Raw genomic sequence first — 19965 nt, 5'->3', positions numbered from 1 at the left:
TTGAATATAGTAATGGTATTTGGTAAAATTATTTCATAAGAAAGTACGACAGAGAAGTTAGTAAGATACAGATTATATTTTGGAAAAGAGGAAATAATATGAACGGAATATCATTTTACAAAGAAGAAATAAGAGACTGTAATGCTGTCTATTTTACAGAGGAGTTTTTTAATGTAAAAAACGACGGCAGCATCGATGTGTCTAATGAATTACAGAACGCCATAAAGACGGTTGTGGATAAGGCCGGTTATGGTGTTCTTTTTATACCTGAAGGTGAGTATTTGTTAAGCAAGACTATTTATGTGCCAAAGGCAGTCAGACTTATAGGATACGGTGACAACAGACCACATTTTATATTAAAAGATAATGCAGAAGGATTTAATGAACCACATCCTGAGAACAAGGGTGGATTTAAATATTTATTCTGGTTTGTTAACGAACTAAAAGAGAATGAGGCGGAAATTGCAGATGCCAATCCGGGAACTTTTTACAGTGCCATTTCCAATATTAATGTAAGTCTTGGCCAGGGCAATGAATATGCAGTAGCTTTTAGAACTCATTACGCACAGCACTGTTTTATTAACCATATTGACATCAATGTGCAGTCAGGTATGGCAGGCATTTATGATGTTGGAAATGAAATGGAAGACATCTATATTAACGGAGGAAAGTACGGAATTATAACAACAAAGTGCTCTCCGGGCTGGCCTTTTGTAATGGTTGATACAAGATTTTTCGGGCAGACCGTTGGAGCAATTAAGACAAGAGAGGCAGGCTTTAATATTATTCGTACCCATTGTGTTAATACAGCTAAATTTATTGAAGTTGATGATGATTATTTCGAAAAAATATATATAGAAAATTCTGTTTTTGAAGATATGAATTGTATTTTAAACGTGGCAATGGACAACAACTCACTAACACAGGTTTATGTTAAAAATTGTCAGCTTAAGGCAGTGGAAAATGTTGTTGAATATAAGAGCAGTGGCAGACAGATTGCTAATGAAGATTATCAGTGCATTATAAAGAAATACATTCATGGAACTACAGTTAGCGATATTTATCATGATAAACAGATTCACGACCAGATTTACAGATATGCAAAAGACGTAGATTATAGAATCTTAAAAACAGATATACAGCCGTTGCCTGATATGTTAACTTGGGTTAATGCCAAGGAAGTAGGACTTAAAGGTGATGGTGTAACTGATGACACACAGGCTTTAAAAGAGGCAATTGAAAAATATGAAACAATATATTTTCCGCAGGGTGAATATATTTTTTCAGATACAATTAAGTTAAAAGAAAATACATCTCTTATAGGAATGAATCCGGTTTCAACGCAACTTATTTTAAAAGAAAATTCTGAAAAGTTTACAGGATTTGGCAAGGCTAAGGCTTTTATTGAAACTTCAAAGGGAAGAAATATTATGTTTGGTCTCGGTGTTAATACAGGTGGACGAAATCCAAGAGCCTGTGGCGTTAAATGGATGAGTAACAAAAATTCATATATGAATGATGTGAAATTCTTTGGCGGTCACGGTAACCTTGTAAAGATGACAGGAGCTTTTGAACAGCCATATGATGAGGGAAGATGCAGAGATGCAGACCTTAAGAAAATATGGGACTACCAGTATGCAAGTCTTCTTATTTGTAACGGAGGTGGCGGAACCTTTAAGGATATATGGTCAGCAAGTCCATATGTTTCAGTGGGTGTTCAGATTCAGAATACTGAAACTCCTACAAGAATATATTGTCTGTCATTAGAGCATCATTGCAGATGTGAACTTAGAATGATAAATGCAAAGAATGTAACAATATATGGTTTCCAAAGTGAAGAAGAAAAAGCAGAGGGTGAGTTTGCACTTCCAATAGAATTACATAATTGTAAGGATATTACTTTTGCAACTACATATTGTTTTAGAACTGTTTTTGTGCAGAAACCATTTCCTTATTGTGTAAAAACATGGAATTGTGAAAATATTAAATTTTTGAACGTTCATAATTTTTCACAGATGAAATACACCATGGATAATTTCTTATTAGATGTGAATACCGGCATTGAAATAAGACCATGGCAGGCAGTTTCAATAGAAATAACAGGAAAAGGCGAGAAACAGCCAAAAACAGAAAAGCTGTATTCAGGCTTCCAGTTTGCTGATGGTGGAAGCTGTGACGGAAAGGGCAATTTCTATTTCCTTGACAGCTTATATAAGCAGATTTACAGAGTGGACAGGGAAACATTGGAGCTGTCTATGATTTTTGAATCTCCTTATAAAATTAATTCTATAGGATTTGATACAAGGGATAATATTATTGTTATTGGCGAGTATGCCATTCCAAGAGATGCAACAATAAATGGAAAGCCTAACATTAATGTTTTGCCGGAGGATTCATATGGAACATCTTATGGATTCTGGTACAACAGTCAGGCTCAGATTGTGGCATTTACAATTGACAGTAACAGAGAATGTGTAAAATTAGAAAAAGTAAACATTGGCGACATAGAGCCGGCAAGAGTTTTATATCCGGGAAACAGATGGCGTGACGGTTCAGACTTTAAGGATGTTATTCAGTATAATCCGAAAAAAGCATTCTTAGCACCGGATGGGGTAACAATTATTCCTTGTCACTATGATTTGATTAGAGCTAACAATCTTTCAAGATCAAAGCCGGGACGTAAATTATATTCAGTTGATGAAATGTATAAGAGAGTTTTCCAATGTGACATTAACAAAGAAGGCTTATTAACAAACCCTCAGGTTATTATTGAAGAGGGTGACTTTAGGGTTAAGAAGTTTGACGAAAAAATCTATGTTGGTGATGATAACATTAAGGTTTATAAAGATGGAAAGTTAATAGATATTATCAGGGTTCCGGAAAGACCTACAACTTTTGATTTTGGAGGGATTAAGCGTAATACTCTTTTTGTTACATCAAGACATAGCGTTTATGCAATTAATATGCAACAAAAAAAGGATGAGGAGAAGTAATAAAAGTATGAGAAAGCAACTAAAAGCTTTATTAATGACAGTAGCTTTGGTTACATTGTCAACAGGACTTATTGGCTGTAACAATGAGAAAAAGCAGCAACAGACAACAACTCAGGTGGAAACAACAGAAAATAAAGTTGAAAATAATATTGAATTTAAGTCTGACGGAGAGCCGGTAAAGGATGATAGTGTTTTAGGAAAGAATACATATGTATTTTCTCCTACAGACAATAAGGATGAAATTCAGGAAAAAGTAAGTCAGATTTTTGCAAGACAGGAATCTAACCAGTTTGGAGATGAAAGATATGCATTACTTTTTAAGCCGGGAGATTATGGAACTTCATTAGAAATTAATGTAGGATTTTATACACAGGTTTTGGGACTTGGAATTTTGCCTACAGATACTAATATTAATAAATTATGGGTTAATGCAGATTGGATGTTTCACAATGCTACCTGCAATTTCTGGAGAAGTGCAGAGAATTTTTCGGTAAATGATTACTGTATGTGGGCTAATTCACAGGCAGTATCTCTTAGACGTGTTAATTTTAATGACGGTATTGTTTTAAGCGATGGCGAGGGCTGGTCATCAGGTGGCTTTATGGCAGACTGCAAAGTGGAAAAGATGGTTTCCTCAGGTTCACAGCAACAGTATCTTTTTAGAAATAACAATTGGGGATATTTTGAAAATGGCGTGTGGAATATGGTTTTTACAGGTGTAAATGTTGATACTATTCCTACAGGCGGATGGCCATATGAACCATATACTAAAGAAGAAACAGTTCCAAAGATTCAGGAGAAGCCTTATTTGGTTTATGATGAGGACAATGGATATGGCGTTATGGTTCCTGAAAAACGAACAGAATGTCAGGGAATTTCGTGGGAGAACGGAGTTAAAGGTACTTTTTATAGCCTGAATATGTTTTACGTGGCAGATGCCCAAAAGGATAACGCAGATACAATTAACAAGGCTCTTAAAGAAGGAAAAAATCTTCTTTTGACACCTGGAATTTATACTTTAGACAAACCTATTACTGTAGAAGAAAAAGATACTATTATATACGGCATGGGACTTGCTACTCTTGTTTCAACTAATGGAAATGCGTGTATGGTAACATCAGATGTAGATGGAATTAAAGTATGCGGAGTTTTATTTGAAGCAGGGGATAAGCAGTCAGAAACATTGCTTAAAGTTGGAAATGAAAAAGCAGAAGTTTCCCATAGCGACAACCCTATTTGCTTTAGTGATGTGTACTTTAGAGTAGGAGGCGCAAATTACAAGGGCAAAGTTAAGAATTGTGTTACCATTAACAGTAATGATGTAATTGGAGACAATTTTTGGGTTTGGAGAGCTGACCACGGAGACAATGTAGGCTGGGATATGAATACAGCACCTAATGGTATTGTGATAAATGGTGACAATGTTACAATGTATGGATTGTTTGTTGAACATTTTCAGGAATATCAGACCATATGGAATGGTAATGGCGGTAAGCTATATTTCTATCAAAGCGAAATGCCTTACGATGCACCTAACCAGAAATATTATATGAGCCATAATGGTAAGGTGAAAGGTTATGCATCATTTAAAATAGGCGATGAAGTTAATGATTTTTACGGCTGTGGACTTGGAATTTATTGTTACAATAGAGATGCGAACATAGAAATATTCAGTGGAGCAGAGATTCCTAACAAGGATGGAGTAGAAATTAGAAATATTGTAACTGTAAAACTTAACGGTCAGGGACAGATTACACATGTCATAAACGATAAGGGAGATTCAGTTACTTCATCGGGAGATACAGCAAGAATCCAATCTTACGAAAATGGTGAGAAAGAAAAATATTAAAAAGAAGAATAACCGAACTTAAATAATAATTTGCGCGTTCTTACAAGCAATGCAAATTAAGGACGAAATACAGACGTGGAGAGCTTGCTCGCCAACAGTTGTATTTCGTCCTTAATGCATAGCGCGACAGCGCGTTATGAGCATGTAGCGTACACAAAATGCGAATGAGTATCGCGTAAAACAATAACTTGTACCATATCATGATTTGACTTAATAACGATGAAACTTGAAATTAAAAAAATTATACCTGCCATCCGCCGTCAACGGTAATAATCTGTCCTGTAATATAGGAGCCTGAATTGACAAGACCATATACAGCATTTGCAACATCTTCAGTTGTGCCAAGTCTTGATGCAGGTATTTCTTCTATAATAGAGTCAACATCTTCCTGTGTAAGATGTCCGTTCATTTTGGTGTCTATTATTCCACAGGAAATAGCGTTAACCTGAATGTTTGAAGGGGCAAGTTCCTTGGCAAGAGCCTTAGTGAAAGAATCAATGGCACCCTTGGTTGTGGAGTAGCAAACTTCATAGGAAGCACCGCGCTGCCCCCAGACAGAAGAAATGTTGATTATTTTTCCATAACCTTGCTTTAGAAAAATAGGAATAATCATTTTGCTCATAGCAATGGCAGAGGTAACATTAGTGTTCCAAAGTCTGCTCCATTCACTATCCGTTATATCCTGAAGCAATCCCAACACAGAAATTCCACTATTGTTAACAAGAATATCAATGGAAATATCTCCTAAATTCTTAAATAGCTTTTCAGCATTATTAAAATCAGATAAGTCGCACTGATAATAAGAAAAATCACTTCCAAGCTCTTCTGCAAGCGCTTCAATAGTAGCTTTATTTTTGTTGTAAGTTCCTATTACTTTATAATTGTTTTTTATAAAAAAACGGCAAATTTCACTTCCGATATCTCCGGAAGCTCCTGTAATTAATATTGTTTTCTTCATAATATATCATCCTTTATAATAGATAGTGCCATATAGTACCTTAGTACTGTACTTATTAGAAAAAAGTAGTACCCTGGTACTTTAGTACTATAGTACCATAATTATAGGAAAAAATAGTACTTAGGTACTACTTTTTTTATGAAATTAATATTAAAAAAGTAAAAGTGAACCGGGAAATGAAATTAAATAGGAATAAATTGCTAATATATGTAGGTTGACAATCTATATAAGAGTTGTTATAATTGTAACAAAATTGTAATATTTAGAATTGATTGAGAATAACTTTAGGTATATTTTTAAGATTATATTAAAAAATGTATTGAATATGTAATCAATATGTATTAAAATATTTACTTGATATGGATTTAAACATATACCGAAATTTTAGAACAGAATTAAAACAAATGGAGGCAGAATTTTCATGAGAAGTAATTATGCTAAGAAACTTGTAGCAGGTACACTTGTGGCATCTATGACAATCACAGCGTCTATGCCATTGTTTGCAGATGAATTAGCAACAGAAATACCTAGCGCAGGTGCAGCAGTTATTGTTGAAGATTACATCAATAATAGTGGTAAAGAAACTGATATTGAGAAGTTACTTCCTACAGAAGCAACAGATAGTACAGCAACAGCTAATGAGACAACAAAGACAGAAAATCAGACTGAAAAGACACAGACATCTAATACAGCAACATCAAGTGAGGACAAGTTATTTGCTAACATAGCAATTACTAAGGTTTCAGGTGGTGCAGAAGATTATGTTAATGTAAGAAAGAAACCAACAACAGAATCAAAGGTTGTTGGAAAAATTTATAACAACAGTGGTGCAAAAATTCTTGAAAAGACTAATAACGGTTGGTACAAGATTGTATCAGGTAACTGTACAGGTTATATTAAGTCAGATTTCTTTGTAACAGGAAGTAGTGCTAAGAGCAGAGCTTTAGATAATGGTTATGTACAGGCAGAAGCTAAGGATGCTATCCATGTTAGAGCAGAAGCTAGTACTAATTCTAAAGTAGTAACTAACGTTTACAAGAATGAAACATATACTATTAAGAAGTTTGACAAGACTGGCGAATGGATTAAGGTTAAAATTAAAGCCGGTGTTAGTGGTTGGATTTCAGCACAGTATGCCAATGTCAACATTAACATGGAAACAGCTATAACAAGAAAAGAAGAAAAAGCTAAGATTAAGAAAGAACGTGAGGCAGCAAAAGCGGCAGCAAAAGCGGCAGCTGAAGAAGAGGCAAGAAAGCAGGCTGAACAGCAGGAACAGCAGGCATCAAATGATAACAGCCAGAGTTCAAGCGACGGTACATATTCGAACAGCTCAAACTCAAGTTCAAGAAGCAACTACAGCAACTCATCATCAAGCAGTAGTTCATCAAGTAGTTCAAGTAGCAGTAGCTCAAGCAAGAAGAGTCATAGTAGCTCATCAAGCAGCTCAAGCGGTTCGGGAACAGGTGCAGCAATTGTAGCATATGCTAAGCAGTTCCTTGGTAACCCTTACGTATACGGTGGAGCAAGTCTTACAAACGGAACAGACTGTTCAGGATTTACAATGTCAGTATACGCTCACTTTGGGTATGGACTTAGCAGATCATCATATACACAGGTTAACAACGGTAGAGCTGTATCAATGAGTAGCTTACAGCCAGGTGACTTGTTATTCTACAAGTATGGTGGTTCTACAATCAGCCACGTAGCTATTTACATTGGTGGTGGACAGATTATACATGCTTCAACAGAAGAAACAGGTATTATAATTAGTGGCATGGGATCACCTTGTGCAGCTAGAAGAATTATTGGATAATTAAATATAATATAGAAACAAGACCTGAATTGGCAACAACCAATACAGGTCTTATTTTTTTGCAAAATAGTGTGGCGAATTTTAGAAAAAAGTCAATAGTTTATGTGTAAAATGTACAAGTTTGGAACATATCAACAAAACATTAGTTCTTTACAGCTGTCGACAAAGATTTACATAAAATGACACACTTTTATGTTGATAATGTTAATAAGTGGGTTAATAACCTATTTTAAGGGAGAATTTTATTGAAAAAAACTGAAAAAACAATGTTAATAACTTTTTAACTATAATTGTGCCAGATAGTTAAAAATGGGTTAAATTTGTATAAAATATACAAAAATAGCGTCGAAAAAAGAGTAGAGAAAAATAAGTGAAAAAAGTGTGTTTTTTCTTGTGGAAAATCACCTTAAATGGTATAATTTAATTACTAGTTAACGAAAGGAAGTGGTACCATGAAAATTAAGATTTTCGGTAAGAACATTGAAGTAACAGAAGGCATCAGAAGCGCAGTAGAAGAGAAAATCGGAAAGCTCGATAAATACTTCGCGGAAGAGACTAGAGTGGACGTTACATTAAGTGTTAATAAGAATGAACAGAAGGTGGAGGTAACAATTCCAGTCAAAGGACGTATTATCAGAGCGGAAGAAATAAGTGATGATATGTATGTATCAATCGATATGGTTGAGGAAACAATTGAAAGACAGCTTGTTAAGTATAAGAATAAGATTATTGACAAGAAGAAATCAATTAAGGAAGCTTTTACAGAGACATACATTGAAGCTGATTACGAAGACGAAGATGAGGATCAGATTAAAATCAAAAAGACTAAGAGATTTGGTATTAAGCCAATGGATCCTGAAGAAGCTTGCGTAGAAATGGAATTACTTGGACATAACTTTTTTGTATTTCTTAATGCAGAGACAGAAGAAGTTAATGTAGTTTACAAACGTAAAGGTAATACATACGGTTTAATAGAACCTGAACTTGACTAAAAGATAAAAAGTAACTAAGAAAACTAAATAATATCTAATAAGAGTCCCTGATTGGTTGAAATATATCAGTTAGGGATTCTTTTTTGCGTTTATAAGAACAAAAGTTATGAAATGCCTACGTTTACACTTTTTTAACAAATAAATAACACATACTTGTATTGAATAAAACCGATTTAAATGGTATTATATTCCTTAGCGTGTTGTATTTTACAACAAATATATTTGAGGAGATTACCATGGGCGTAATTAATAAAATCGTAGGAACGCATAGTCAGCGTGAATTAAAAAGACATAATCATACAATAGAGAAGATCTTAAGCCTTAAGCCGGAGATGGAAAAACTTACCGACGACGAGATGAAGGCTAAGACAACAGAATTTAGAAATAGATTACAGAAAGGTGAAACTTTAGACGATTTGCTTCCTGAGGCATTTGCCTTAGTTAGAGAAGCAACAAGAAGAACACTTGGAACAGAACATTATCCATGTCAGTTACAGGGTGGTATTATCTTACATCAGGGACGTATCGCAGAAATGAAAACCGGTGAAGGTAAGACACAGACATGTTTGTTGCCTGCATATCTTAATGCATTGGAAGGCAAGGGCGTTCATATCGTAACAGTTAACGAATACCTTGCTACTCGAGATGCTGAGTGGATGGGACAGGTTCACAGATTTTTGGGATTAACAGTAGGCTGTGTTCTTTCAGACATGGAACATGAAGAAAAGAAAGCGGCCTATAACTGTGACATCACATATATTACAAATAACGAATTAGGATTTGACTACTTAAGAGATAACATGGTTGTTTACAAAGAACAGTTAGTTCAGCGTGGACTTCATTACTGTATTATCGACGAAGTTGACTCGGTTCTTATTGATGAGGCAAGAACACCTCTTATTATTTCCGGACAGAGTGGTAAGTCAACTAAGTTATATGAAATGTGTGACATTCTTGCAAGACAGATGGAACGTGGCACAGCTAATCCTGAACTTAGCAAGATGGATGCCATTATGGGTGTTGACATTGAAGAAGATGGAGACTTCCTTGTAAATGAAAAGGACAAGATTGTTACTTTAACAGCACAGGGTATTGAAAAAGTTGAAAAATTCTTCCACATTGACAACTATGCTGATGCTGAAAACTTAGAACTTCAGCACAATGTTATTTTGGCATTAAGAGCACACAACCTTATGCATAGAGATCAGGACTATGTAGTTAAGGATGATGAAGTACTTATTGTAGATGAATTTACAGGACGTATTATGCCGGGCCGTAGATATTCTGATGGTTTACATCAGGCTATTGAAGCAAAGGAACATGTAAAAGTTAACAGAGAAAGCAAGACTCTTGCAACAATTACATTCCAGAACTTCTTTAACAAATATGACAAGAAGGCAGGTATGACAGGAACAGCCTTAACAGAAGAAAAAGAATTTAGAGATATTTATAGTATGGACGTTGTTGAAATTCCAACAAACAAGCCAATTGCAAGAATTGACCATGAAGATGCCATGTTTAAGACTAAGAAAGAGAAACTTCATGCAGTTATAGAAGACATTGTTGAATCACATGCAAAGGGACAGCCTGTATTGGTTGGTACTATTAACATTGATTCTTCAGAAGAAATCAGTGCTTTGCTTAAGAAGAGAGGTATTCCACACAATGTATTAAATGCTAAATTCCACGAGAAGGAAGCAGAAATCGTTGCTCAGGCAGGTCAGCATGGAGCAGTAACTATTGCTACTAATATGGCAGGCCGTGGTACTGATATTAAGCTTGATGATGCTGCAAGAGCAGCAGGCGGTCTTAAGATTATAGGTACAGAAAGACATGAATCAAGACGTATCGATAACCAGTTAAGAGGTCGTTCAGGTCGTCAGGGTGATGTTGGTGAATCTAAGTTTTACATTTCATTGGAAGATGATATTATGAGATTGTTTGCTTCAGAGAAGCTTATGTCAATCTTTAATGCATTAGGTGTTCCAGAGAATGAAGAAATTCACCATAAGTCATTAACTAAGACTATTGAAAGAGCACAGAAGAAGATAGAAGGAAATAACTTTGGCATAAGAAAGAACCTTATGGAATATGATAAGGTTAACAATGACCAGAGAGAGATTATATACGCTGAAAGAGCAAGAGTTCTTAACGGCGAGAATATGAGAGATGCAATTATCAAGATGATGAATGAAGTAATTGAATCTCAGGTTGACATGTTTGTTGGCGATGATCAGGAGACTAAGGATTGGGATGTGGCAGGTTTAAGTCAGTCATTATTTGAAATTATTCCTGTAAAACTTGAAATTCCAAAGAGCGAGATTGAACATCTTTCAAAAGCTGAATTTAAACAGTTATTGAAGGAAGCTGCAGTTAAGCTTTACGAAGCTAAGGAAGCTGAGTTCCCAGAACCTGAACATATTAGAGAATTAGAAAGAATCGTTCTGTTAAGAGTAATCGACAGAAAGTGGATGGATCACTTAGATGATATGGAACAGTTGAAACAGGGTATTGGTCTTATGGCTTATGGTCAGAGAGATCCTGCTGTTGAATACAAGATTCAGGGCTTTGAAATGTTTAATGACATGATTGAAGGTATCAAAGTTGAAACTGTTAAGACTTTATATCATATTCAGGTTGAACAGAAAGTTGAACGTGAAGAGGTGGCAGAAGTTACAGGAACAAACAAGGATGATACAGGTGTTAGCAAGACTAAACACAGAGAATCTGAAAAGATTTATCCAAATGATCCTTGTCCATGTGGTTCAGGAAAGAAGTATAAAAACTGTTGTGGACGTAAGGCTTAATACAACGGCTTGAATTATAAAGAAAGGGGTTGCTTTAGACGACTCCTTTCTTTTTTAAAAATCTAGAAAAAGTAAGATTGAGGTATGACGTGGTAGAACTTGAACAATACAAATATCAATGGAATCAATATGCAGATCAATTGGAAGAACTGCGCAAAGCCTTTGACATACAGGCAAAAAAAGAAAGAATAGAAGAAATTGAAGGAATAATGGAAGAACAGGGATTTTGGGATAATTTAACAAGGTCTCAGGAAATAACAAAAGAATTAAAACAATTAAAAGACAGTCTTGAAACCATTGAACACCTTCAGCAGAAATATGAAGATCTTGGAACTTTAATTGAAATGGGTGAAGAGGAAAATGATGCTTCAATAGTAGAAGAAGTTGAGCAGGAAACGAAAGAGTTTATAGATGAATTTGAAAAAACTAAAATAGAGACTCTTTTGTCAGGAGAATATGACAAAAACAATGCCATTGTAAAAATCAATGCAGGAGCAGGGGGAACAGAGTCTTGTGACTGGGCAAGTATGTTATATAGAATGTATACCCGTTGGGCAGAAAGTAAGGGATATAAAACAGAAGTACTTGATTTCCTTGATGGAGACGAGGCAGGAATAAAGTCCATAACATTTCAGGTTAACGGCGAAAACGCATATGGTTATTTGAAATCAGAAAAAGGAGTTCACAGACTAGTTAGAATATCTCCTTTTAATGCAGCAGGAAAAAGACAGACTTCTTTTGCTTCATGTGATGTAATGCCTGATATTGAGGAAGACCTTGATGTTGAAATAAATGATGATGACATTAGAATTGATACTTACCGTTCAAGTGGTGCCGGTGGACAGCACATTAACAAAACATCATCGGCGGTAAGAATAACACATAACCCTACAGGAATTGTTGTACAGTGTCAGAATGAAAGATCTCAGCTTCAGAATAAAGATAAGGCTATGAAGATGTTAAAAGCTAAACTTTATGTTCTAAAAAAACAGGAAGAAGAGGAAAAACGTTCAGGAATTAGAGGAGAAATAAAAGAGATTGGATGGGGCAGTCAGATACGTTCTTACGTTATGCAACCATATACAATGGTAAAGGATCACAGAACAAATCAGGAGATAACAGACGTTGGAAAAGTAATGGATGGTTACATTGATCCCTTTATAAATGCATACTTAAAATGGATTAATATTAAGAAAGATAACTAATTTTTGTTGCGGATTACCATTAACCGTGCTATTATTCAATGGTAAAATAAACTAAACTTTAACAAGCGAGGAATAAACATGATAAAAGTGGCAATTTTAGGATACGGAACAGTAGGTTCAGGAGTATTCCAGATTATTAAAGAGAACAAAGAATTAATTACAAACAAAGCAGGACAGGAAATTGACATAAAATATGTACTTGATTTAAGAGAGTTTCCAGGAGATCCTTGTGAGAATGTATTAGTTCATGATTACAATATTATTTTAAATGACCCTGAAGTTGAGGTTATTATAGAAGTAATGGGAGGGCTTAAACCATCATACGATTTTGTTAAGTCGGCATTAGAAGCAGGCAAGAGTGTTTGTACATCAAACAAAGAACTTGTTGCAAAATATGGTGCAGAATTAATTAAGATTGCCCAGCAGCATAACAGAAACTTCTTGTTTGAAGCTGCAGTAGGTGGTGGAATCCCTATTATACGTCCACTTAACATGCATATTACAGCTGATAAGATATGTGAAATAACAGGTATCTTAAATGGTACAACAAATTACATTTTAACAAAAATGGACAAAGAAGGAGCTGACTTTGACAGCACTTTAAAACAGGCACAGGATTTAGGCTATGCTGAAAGAAATCCTGAAGCTGATATCGAAGGCTATGACGCAGTTAGAAAGATTGCTATATTAGCATCTTTAGCAAAAGGTAAAACTGTAAACTTTGAAGAAATTTATACAGAAGGAATTTCAAAAATTACAGCAGAAGATTTTAAATATGCTAAGGCTATGGGACGATCAATTAAGTTATTAGGTAAGTGCAAGAACGAGGATAATCAGGTAGTTGCATCTGTAGCACCTAGACTTTTGGCACCGGATCATCCATTATTTAACGTTAGTGGTGTTGTAAACGGAATACTTGTACGTGGAAATATGGTAGGTGACTTAGTATTTATCGGTAGTGGTGCAGGAAAGCTTCCAACAGCCAGCGCAGTTGTGTCTGACGTGGTGGATAGTGTAAGACATCTTAATGTATCAACAACAGTAATGTGGGATGAAGAAAAATTAGAATTAGAAGACTTTTCAAAGTCAAAGAAGAAATTCTTTGTTAGAAGTAGTAGTTCAAAAGAAGACATTGAAAAGGTATTTGGCAATGTTGAATATGTTGATGCTAACATTGATGGAGAATTTGGATTTATTACAGAAAAGATTAGTGAAGCTACGTTTGCAAAAAAAGCAGATGAATTAGGCACAGTAATCTCTAGAATTAGAATAGAAGGTTAATTTTATTAACTATATCTCATATAACCGCATAATATAAAATAAGATTAAGGGGAAAATATAACATGAAGGAAACAAAGGTTGTTAAGTTTGGGGGAAGTTCATTAGCTGACGCTAAGCAGTTTAAAAAGGTTGCAGAAATAATATTAGATGATCCAACAAGACGTTTTGTTGTAGCATCTGCACCGGGAAAAAGATATGTGGAAGACATTAAAGTAACAGATATGCTCTACAAATGCTATGAAATGGCGTCAGAAGGACAGAACTTTGATGAGCAGTTCCAGATGATTAAGGACAGATATAATAACATTATTATGGACTTAGGAATTGAAGATTTTTCTTTAGAGGAAGATTTTGAAATTATAAAGGGAGCTTTTTCACATATGGCAGGCCGTGATTATGCAGCCAGCCGTGGTGAATTTCTTAACAGTAAGGTTTTAGCTAAGTATTTAGGCTTTGACTTTATTGATGCTGCAAAATATATTTTCTTTGATGATATGGGACAGTTTGACTGGGACAAAACAGCAGAAAAATTAATTCCAAAGCTTGCAGCAACAGAGAAAGCAGTAGTACCGGGATTCTACGGCTCAATGCCAAATGGAACAATCAAAACATTTTCACGTGGAGGTTCTGACGTAACAGGTTCTATTATTGCCAGAGCAGCAGAAGCTAAGCTTTATGAAAACTGGACAGATGTTAGCGGATGCCTTATTTGTGATCCTAGAATTGTTAACAATCCGGCTCCAATTAACACAATCACATATAGTGAACTTAGAGAATTAGCATATATGGGTGCAACTGTACTTCATGAAGATGCTATTTTCCCAGTAAGAGCAGCAGGCATTCCTGTAAATATAAAGAATACTAATTGCCCGCAGGATAGAGGAACAATGATTGTATCAGAAACAGCAGAACCTTGTGAACATATTATTACAGGTATTGCAGGTAAAAAAGGTATGTCTGTAATCAATATTGAAAAAGACAAAATGAACAGCGAAGTTGGATTTGGTAGAAACGTTCTTCGTGCATTAGAAAAGAGCAATGTAAGTTTTGAACATATGCCATCAGGTGTAGATACAATGAGCGTTGTTATTCAGACAGATAAGTTAGCAGGCAAGGAAACAACAATTCTTGATGAAATTAGATCAAGAGTGCATCCTGACCAGTTATACATTGAAAGCAACTTAGCTCTTATTGCAGTTGTAGGTCGTGGAATGAAGAGTGCAAGAGGTACAGCGGCAATCTTATTTACAGCTTTAGCAGATGCAAGAGTAAATATTAAGATGATTGATCAGGGTTCTTCAGAATTAAACATCATTATCGGTGTTGCAGAGGAAGACTTTGAAGTAGCAATGAAAGCTATTTACAATGCATTTATCAAGGTAAAAAAATAAATAGCAGACAACCTTTGTTAAAAAGTTGACAAAGATTTATATAAGTACTATAATGACATAGTAAAAATTAAAAAATTCTTCGGGGCAGGGTGAAATTCCCTACCGGCTGTGATTGCGAATGCATAAGTCAGCGAGCCAATGGCATGATATGGTGTGAATCCATAACCGACAGTAAAGTCTGGATGAGAGAAGACAGGAGCGTAATTATCGTAGATTGATTAAGGATTCTAAAAGCCACTGGAATCTTGCAATCAGTAATTTATGAATATTACATTTCTATATTTGCTTTGTATTTAAGCCCTGGAAACTATTTCCGGGGTTTTCTTTTTGCCACAAAAAGAAAGATACGGCAAATCAAATCACCAATAAGTGTTGAAGAATTTTGAAAAAAGAAAAAGGAGATTTAAAATGAAAAAAGTATTTACTACAAAAAATCTGGTTCTTATGGCAATGTTCTCAGCACTTGCCGCAGTGTTAATGTTATGGGAATTTCCAATTCCTTTTATAGCACCAAACTTTTATGAAATTGATTTAAGTGAGATTCCAATTCTTGTAGGTTCATTTATTATGGGACCTGTATCGGGAGTAATTATGGAAGCAATAAAGATTATCCTTAAATTATTAATTAAGGGAACTTCAACAGCATATGTTGGAGATTTCGCAAACTTCTGTATAGGAGTATGTTTGGTAGTACCTGCAAGTATAATTTACCAGAAACACAAAACAAAAAAGAATGCCTTCATTGGAATGTTAGTTGGAACGTTGTTCATGGCTGTAGCAGGTGTTGTTCTTAACTATTTCGTAATGATACCATTTTATGTTAAGGCATTTGGAATGCCATTAGAAGCAATTATTGGTGCAGGGGCAAAGATTCAGCCTTTAGTTACAAACAAATTAAGTTTTACAATAGTATGTGTGGCACCGTTTAACATTGTTAAGGGCATAATAGTAAGTTTGGTAACAGCATTAATTTACAAGCACATTAGTGCTTTCGTAAAAACAATAAAGTTATAAAGTATAAAAAATTAAATAGCAAGTAAAATCCATTATTTTAACCTAGAGGGCGGCATTAAAAGTGCCGTCTTTTTAGTTTTTGTGGAAAAAAAATTATATTGTGTTACAATGGTATTGCTTATTAGGATTGTACAAGTGAATTTTGCTTGGCAATTTATTCAATCAAAAATTTTGTTTGGAGGATATATGGTTTATGAGACTATGTGTTGGGAAGACACATTTAATCTTGGGAAAAAAATAGGACAACAGGCAAAGCCAGGACAGGTTATTTGTCTTAATGGTGATTTAGGAGTGGGAAAGACTGTATTTACCCAAGGATTCGCTAAGGGACTCGGAATCGAAGAAACAGTAAACAGCCCTACTTTTACAATAATTCAGGTGTATGATGAAGGAAGAATACCACTTTATCATTTTGACGTTTATAGAATTGGTGATCCCGAAGAAATGTATGAAATCGGTTATGAAGACTATTTCTTTGGGGAAGGGGTATGCTTAATAGAATGGTCTAAATTAATTGAAGAATTAATTCCAAGTGATGCAGCAACTGTATTAATAGAGAAAGATTTAGAAAAAGGTCTTGATTATAGAAAGGTTACGGTGGAAGGACTATGAGAATTTTGGCAATAGACAGTTCATCTATGGTGGCAACTGTAGCTGTTGTAACAGATGGTGTCTTAACAGCAGAATATACAATTAATCACAAAAAAACACATTCACAGACTTTATTGCCTATGATAGATGAAATAAAGAAGAATATAGATTTGGATATGAATACGGTAGATGCAATTGCAATTGCAGGTGGTCCGGGGTCATACACAGGCCTTAGAATTGGAAGTGCCACAGCTAAAGGTTTTGGACTGGCACTTAATATTCCAATTATAAATATTCCAACAATGGATGCGTTAGCATATAATCTTTTCTCTTCATCTTTTGTTATCTGCCCTATTATGGATGCAAGAAGAGAACAGGTTTACACAGGAATTTACAAGTTTAACGGTACAACAATGGAAGTTATAAAACCACAGTGCATTATGATGATTAGAGATCTTGTAAAAGAATTAAATAATATGTCACAGGCGGTCATGTTTAATGGTGATGGCGTGGATGCTTACAAAGATATAATCGAAGAAGAAATGACAACAGAGCATTATTATGCGCCTGCATCTGTAAACAGAGCAAAGGCTTCATCTTTGGCATCTTTGGCAGAAATTTATTACAAAGAAGGGAAGACTGAAACAGCAGCTGAGCACGCACCGGAATATTTAAGATTATCTCAGGCTGAAAGAGAATTAAAAGAAAAAATGGAAAGAACAAAAGATGCAGGAAATAATCTATAGGTTAATGAGTGAAGGGGATATAAAACAGGTTGCAGCAATAGAAAAGGAAATTTTTTCTCTACCATGGTCTGAAAAATCCTTTTTGGATTCTTTAAAAAACGAAAATACTGTATATATAGTAGCAGAAATTAAAGATGAAATTGTGGCATATTGTGGAGCATATATTTCTTTTGAAGAAGCTGACATTAGCAATGTGGCAGTCAAAGAAAATTTTAGAAGAAAGAATGTGGCTGAGAATATGTTAAATAAACTTTTTTATGAATGCGGGAAAAAAGGAGTGTCAGATATTACTTTGGAAGTAAGAGAGACTAATGTTCCGGCAATAAGTTTATATGAAAAACTAGGCTTTGAAGAAGCGGGAATACGTAAGAATTTTTATGAAAAACCTGTTGAAAATGCTCTTATTATGTGGAAACATGATTAGAAGAACTTTCCACTAGTATTTGAAAGTGTTTATAGTTAGAATGAAACAAGACTAATTATTGACACAGGAGGAAAGTATGAGAGTATATAAAGATAAAAAACTAACGAAAGTAGTATGTAACAATTGTGGAAAAAATATTAAAGTAAATAATTTCACAATAGAGGAAGGTGTATTTTTCGCAGATTATAAGTGGGGGTATTTTTCAAAAAAAGATGGAAGAGAAGACACTTTTGATTTGTGCGAAAAATGCTATGATGAAATAACAGAAAAATTTTTATACAAAATAAATACAAAAAATTATACAGAATTGTTATGATTTTAATCATTTAGAAAATGGAGAAGGTATGTTAGATGTTTGTTTACTTGGCACAGGGGGAATGATGCCACTTCCAAGAAGATGGCTTACAGCCCTTATGTGCAGATATAATGGAAAAAATATATTAATAGATTGTGGAGAGGGTACTCAGGTTGCAATCAAAGAAAAAGGCTGGACATTTAAGCCTATTGATGTTATCTGCATTACACATTATCATGCAGATCATATTAGTGGTTTGCCGGGTTTACTTTTAACAATGGGAAATGCAGAGAGAACGGAACCTCTTACAATGATAGGTCCAAGAGGATTGACAAAAGTTGTCAATGCTCTTAGAACCATAGCACCTGAATTACCTTTTGACATTAATTTTATTGAACTTACTGAAGGTGAGCAAACACTGGAATTTGAAGATTTCAGGATTAAAGCTTTTAGAGTAAAGCATAATATAGTTTGCTACGGATATTCCATAGAAATAGATCGTGGAGGAAAGTTCAACCCTGAAGCGGCAAAAAAACTTAACATACCTATAAGAAGTTGGGGAAAACTTCAAAAAGGTGAGACGGTTGAAGTTGATGGTGTAACATTTACACCTGATATGGTAGTTGGTGCGCCAAGAAAAGGTTTAAAAGTTACTTATACAACAGATACAAGACCAGTGCCTGTAATAGCAGAGGCGGCAAAAGGGGCGGATCTTTTTATATGCGAAGGGATGTATGGCGAACCTGATAAGGATGCCAAGGCAAGAGAACATAAACATATGACATTTAAAGAGGCTGCAAAGATTGCAAAAGAGGCACAACCTAAGGAAATGTGGCTTACACATTTCAGCCCTTCATTAGTAAGACCTTTAGAGTATATGGATACAGTTACGGATATATTTGAAAATGCTAAAGCAGGAAAGGATGGAATGTCTGTTAATTTATGTTTTGAGGACTAAAATTATTAACATTAATTAGACAGAAAAAGAAAAGGTGTTAACATGGAAGAAGTGAAAATATTAGCAATTGAAAGTTCTTGTGATGAAACAGCGGCAGCAGTAGTAGTTAACGGTAGAGAAGCATTATCTAATGTTATTTCATCTCAGATAGATTTACATACTTTATACGGTGGTGTTGTGCCTGAAATCGCATCAAGAAAACATATTGAAAATATAAATTATGTTATAGAAAAAGCTTTGTCGGACGCTAATTGCACATTAGATGACATAGATGCAATAGGTGTTACATATGGACCGGGCTTAGTTGGAGCCTTATTGGTAGGTGTGGCAGAAGCAAAGGCTATATGCTTTGCAAAGGACATACCTTTAATCGGTGTGCACCATATTGAAGGACATATTTGCGCTAATTATGTAGAAAACAAGGAATTAGAGCCCCCATTTGTGTGCCTTGTAGTATCAGGTGGACATACTCATTTAGTTGTTGTTGAAGATTATGGAAAATACAAAATTCTTGGGAAAACAAGAGATGATGCAGCAGGTGAAGCTTTTGATAAGGTTGCAAGAGCAATAGGTTTAGGATACCCGGGAGGCCCTAAAATTGACAAAATCTCAAAAGAAGGCAACCCTCATGCATATGAGTTTCCA

At 35.0% G+C, this 19965-nt stretch carries 16 protein-coding genes and 1 riboswitch (1 of these 17 running past the window's edge); of the genes, 15 read left to right on the top strand and 1 reads right to left on the bottom strand.

The features are described 5' to 3' along the window. The first annotated feature begins 98 nt into the window (after window positions 1-98). Window positions 99-2993 (top strand): glycosyl hydrolase family 28-related protein, encoded by a 2895-nt coding sequence (locus NQ558_RS12565; protein WP_005362082.1) that lies wholly within the window; start codon window positions 99-101, stop codon window positions 2991-2993. Between the two features lie 7 nt (window positions 2994-3000). Then, window positions 3001-4842, top strand: coding sequence for a hypothetical protein (locus NQ558_RS12560; protein ID WP_050750974.1), 1842 nt, complete (start codon window positions 3001-3003; stop codon window positions 4840-4842). A 241-nt stretch (window positions 4843-5083) separates the two neighbouring features. Here the strand turns inward: NQ558_RS12560 and ymfI are convergent, their stop codons facing one another. Then, window positions 5084-5800 carry an elongation factor P 5-aminopentanone reductase gene (ymfI, locus tag NQ558_RS12555; protein ID WP_005362079.1) on the bottom strand — a complete coding sequence of 239 codons (717 nt, stop codon included), beginning with the start codon at window positions 5798-5800 and terminating at the stop codon, window positions 5084-5086. A gap of 421 nt (window positions 5801-6221) precedes the next feature. Between ymfI and NQ558_RS12550 the strand changes: the two genes are divergently transcribed. From NQ558_RS12550 to tsaD, 13 genes are all read left to right on the top strand, one after another. Beyond that, a complete protein-coding gene (locus NQ558_RS12550; RefSeq protein ID WP_215725028.1) occupies window positions 6222-7616 on the top strand; it encodes a C40 family peptidase in 1395 nt (464 codons plus the stop codon). A gap of 452 nt (window positions 7617-8068) precedes the next feature. Beyond that, complete coding sequence (gene hpf / locus NQ558_RS12545; RefSeq protein WP_005362075.1) at window positions 8069-8608, top strand: ribosome hibernation-promoting factor, HPF/YfiA family; 540 nt, start codon at window positions 8069-8071, stop codon at window positions 8606-8608. Window positions 8609-8844: 236 nt separating this feature from the next. Beyond that, window positions 8845-11415, top strand: coding sequence for a preprotein translocase subunit SecA (gene secA, locus NQ558_RS12540; protein ID WP_118025456.1), 2571 nt, complete (start codon window positions 8845-8847; stop codon window positions 11413-11415). An 89-nt stretch (window positions 11416-11504) separates the two neighbouring features. Beyond that, the gene (prfB, locus tag NQ558_RS12535; RefSeq protein ID WP_259907586.1) at window positions 11505-12620 is read left to right on the top strand and encodes a peptide chain release factor 2; all 1116 of its coding nucleotides are present in this window, start codon (window positions 11505-11507) and stop codon (window positions 12618-12620) included. A gap of 78 nt (window positions 12621-12698) precedes the next feature. After that, on the top strand, window positions 12699-13901 hold the full coding sequence (locus NQ558_RS12530) for a homoserine dehydrogenase (RefSeq protein WP_005362068.1): 1203 nt from the start codon (window positions 12699-12701) through the stop codon (window positions 13899-13901). Window positions 13902-13963: 62 nt separating this feature from the next. Further along, a complete protein-coding gene (locus tag NQ558_RS12525) occupies window positions 13964-15292 on the top strand; it encodes an aspartate kinase (protein ID WP_005362066.1) in 1329 nt (442 codons plus the stop codon). Window positions 15293-15363: 71 nt separating this feature from the next. Then, a riboswitch (FMN riboswitch) is annotated at window positions 15364-15490 on the top strand. 210 nt (window positions 15491-15700) lie between these two features. Beyond that, on the top strand, window positions 15701-16306 hold the full coding sequence (locus tag NQ558_RS12520; protein WP_005362064.1) for an ECF transporter S component: 606 nt from the start codon (window positions 15701-15703) through the stop codon (window positions 16304-16306). Window positions 16307-16492: 186 nt separating this feature from the next. Continuing rightward, window positions 16493-16918 carry a tRNA (adenosine(37)-N6)-threonylcarbamoyltransferase complex ATPase subunit type 1 TsaE gene (gene tsaE / locus NQ558_RS12515; protein ID WP_040446903.1) on the top strand — a complete coding sequence of 142 codons (426 nt, stop codon included), beginning with the start codon at window positions 16493-16495 and terminating at the stop codon, window positions 16916-16918. Next, the gene (tsaB, locus tag NQ558_RS12510) at window positions 16915-17643 is read left to right on the top strand and encodes a tRNA (adenosine(37)-N6)-threonylcarbamoyltransferase complex dimerization subunit type 1 TsaB (protein ID WP_005362061.1); all 729 of its coding nucleotides are present in this window, start codon (window positions 16915-16917) and stop codon (window positions 17641-17643) included. Before tsaE ends, tsaB begins: the two co-directional genes overlap by 4 nt. 4 nt (window positions 17644-17647) lie before the next feature. Continuing rightward, window positions 17648-18067: a ribosomal protein S18-alanine N-acetyltransferase gene (rimI, locus tag NQ558_RS12505; RefSeq protein WP_156774983.1), complete on the top strand. Its 420-nt coding sequence runs from the start codon at window positions 17648-17650 to the stop codon at window positions 18065-18067. A gap of 76 nt (window positions 18068-18143) precedes the next feature. Beyond that, entirely contained in the window at window positions 18144-18383 is a 240-nt protein-coding gene (locus tag NQ558_RS12500; RefSeq protein WP_005362058.1) for a hypothetical protein, read from the top strand. A 28-nt stretch (window positions 18384-18411) separates the two neighbouring features. Further along, complete coding sequence (locus NQ558_RS12495) at window positions 18412-19320, top strand: ribonuclease Z (protein ID WP_005362057.1); 909 nt, start codon at window positions 18412-18414, stop codon at window positions 19318-19320. Window positions 19321-19362: 42 nt separating this feature from the next. Continuing rightward, a protein-coding gene (gene tsaD, locus NQ558_RS12490) for a tRNA (adenosine(37)-N6)-threonylcarbamoyltransferase complex transferase subunit TsaD (protein ID WP_005362056.1) crosses the window boundary here: on the top strand, window positions 19363-19965 show its 5' portion. 423 nt of this gene lie beyond the right edge of the window; the window shows 603 of its 1026 coding nt (coding positions 1-603); its start codon is at window positions 19363-19365; its stop codon lies off the right edge, out of view.

Source organism: Eubacterium ventriosum (assembly GCF_025150745.1).
GTDB classification, from domain to species: Bacteria; Bacillota; Clostridia; order Lachnospirales; family Lachnospiraceae; genus Eubacterium_G; species Eubacterium_G ventriosum.
Note: the sequence above shows the minus strand (reverse complement) of the source record. Positions and strands in the feature narration are given on the sequence as shown.

Bases quoted from the DNA above. Each gene is read 5' to 3' on its own strand.
- tsaB (WP_005362061.1), top strand. From the start codon at position 16,915: ATGAGAATTTTGGCAATAGACAGTTCATCTATGGTGGCAACTGTAGCT.
- NQ558_RS12495 (WP_005362057.1), top strand. From the start codon at position 18,412: ATGTTAGATGTTTGTTTACTTGGCACAGGGGGAATGATGCCACTTCCA.
- NQ558_RS12565 (WP_005362082.1), top strand. From the start codon at position 99: ATGAACGGAATATCATTTTACAAAGAAGAAATAAGAGACTGTAATGCT.
- NQ558_RS12520 (WP_005362064.1), top strand. From the start codon at position 15,701: ATGAAAAAAGTATTTACTACAAAAAATCTGGTTCTTATGGCAATGTTC.
- rimI (WP_156774983.1), top strand. From the start codon at position 17,648: ATGAGTGAAGGGGATATAAAACAGGTTGCAGCAATAGAAAAGGAAATT.
- secA (WP_118025456.1), top strand. From the start codon at position 8,845: ATGGGCGTAATTAATAAAATCGTAGGAACGCATAGTCAGCGTGAATTA.
- NQ558_RS12550 (WP_215725028.1), top strand. From the start codon at position 6,222: ATGAGAAGTAATTATGCTAAGAAACTTGTAGCAGGTACACTTGTGGCA.
- ymfI (WP_005362079.1), bottom strand. From the start codon at position 5,800: ATGAAGAAAACAATATTAATTACAGGAGCTTCCGGAGATATCGGAAGT.
- tsaE (WP_040446903.1), top strand. From the start codon at position 16,493: ATGGTTTATGAGACTATGTGTTGGGAAGACACATTTAATCTTGGGAAA.
- NQ558_RS12500 (WP_005362058.1), top strand. From the start codon at position 18,144: ATGAGAGTATATAAAGATAAAAAACTAACGAAAGTAGTATGTAACAAT.
- NQ558_RS12530 (WP_005362068.1), top strand. From the start codon at position 12,699: ATGATAAAAGTGGCAATTTTAGGATACGGAACAGTAGGTTCAGGAGTA.
- NQ558_RS12560 (WP_050750974.1), top strand. From the start codon at position 3,001: ATGAGAAAGCAACTAAAAGCTTTATTAATGACAGTAGCTTTGGTTACA.
- hpf (WP_005362075.1), top strand. From the start codon at position 8,069: ATGAAAATTAAGATTTTCGGTAAGAACATTGAAGTAACAGAAGGCATC.
- NQ558_RS12525 (WP_005362066.1), top strand. From the start codon at position 13,964: ATGAAGGAAACAAAGGTTGTTAAGTTTGGGGGAAGTTCATTAGCTGAC.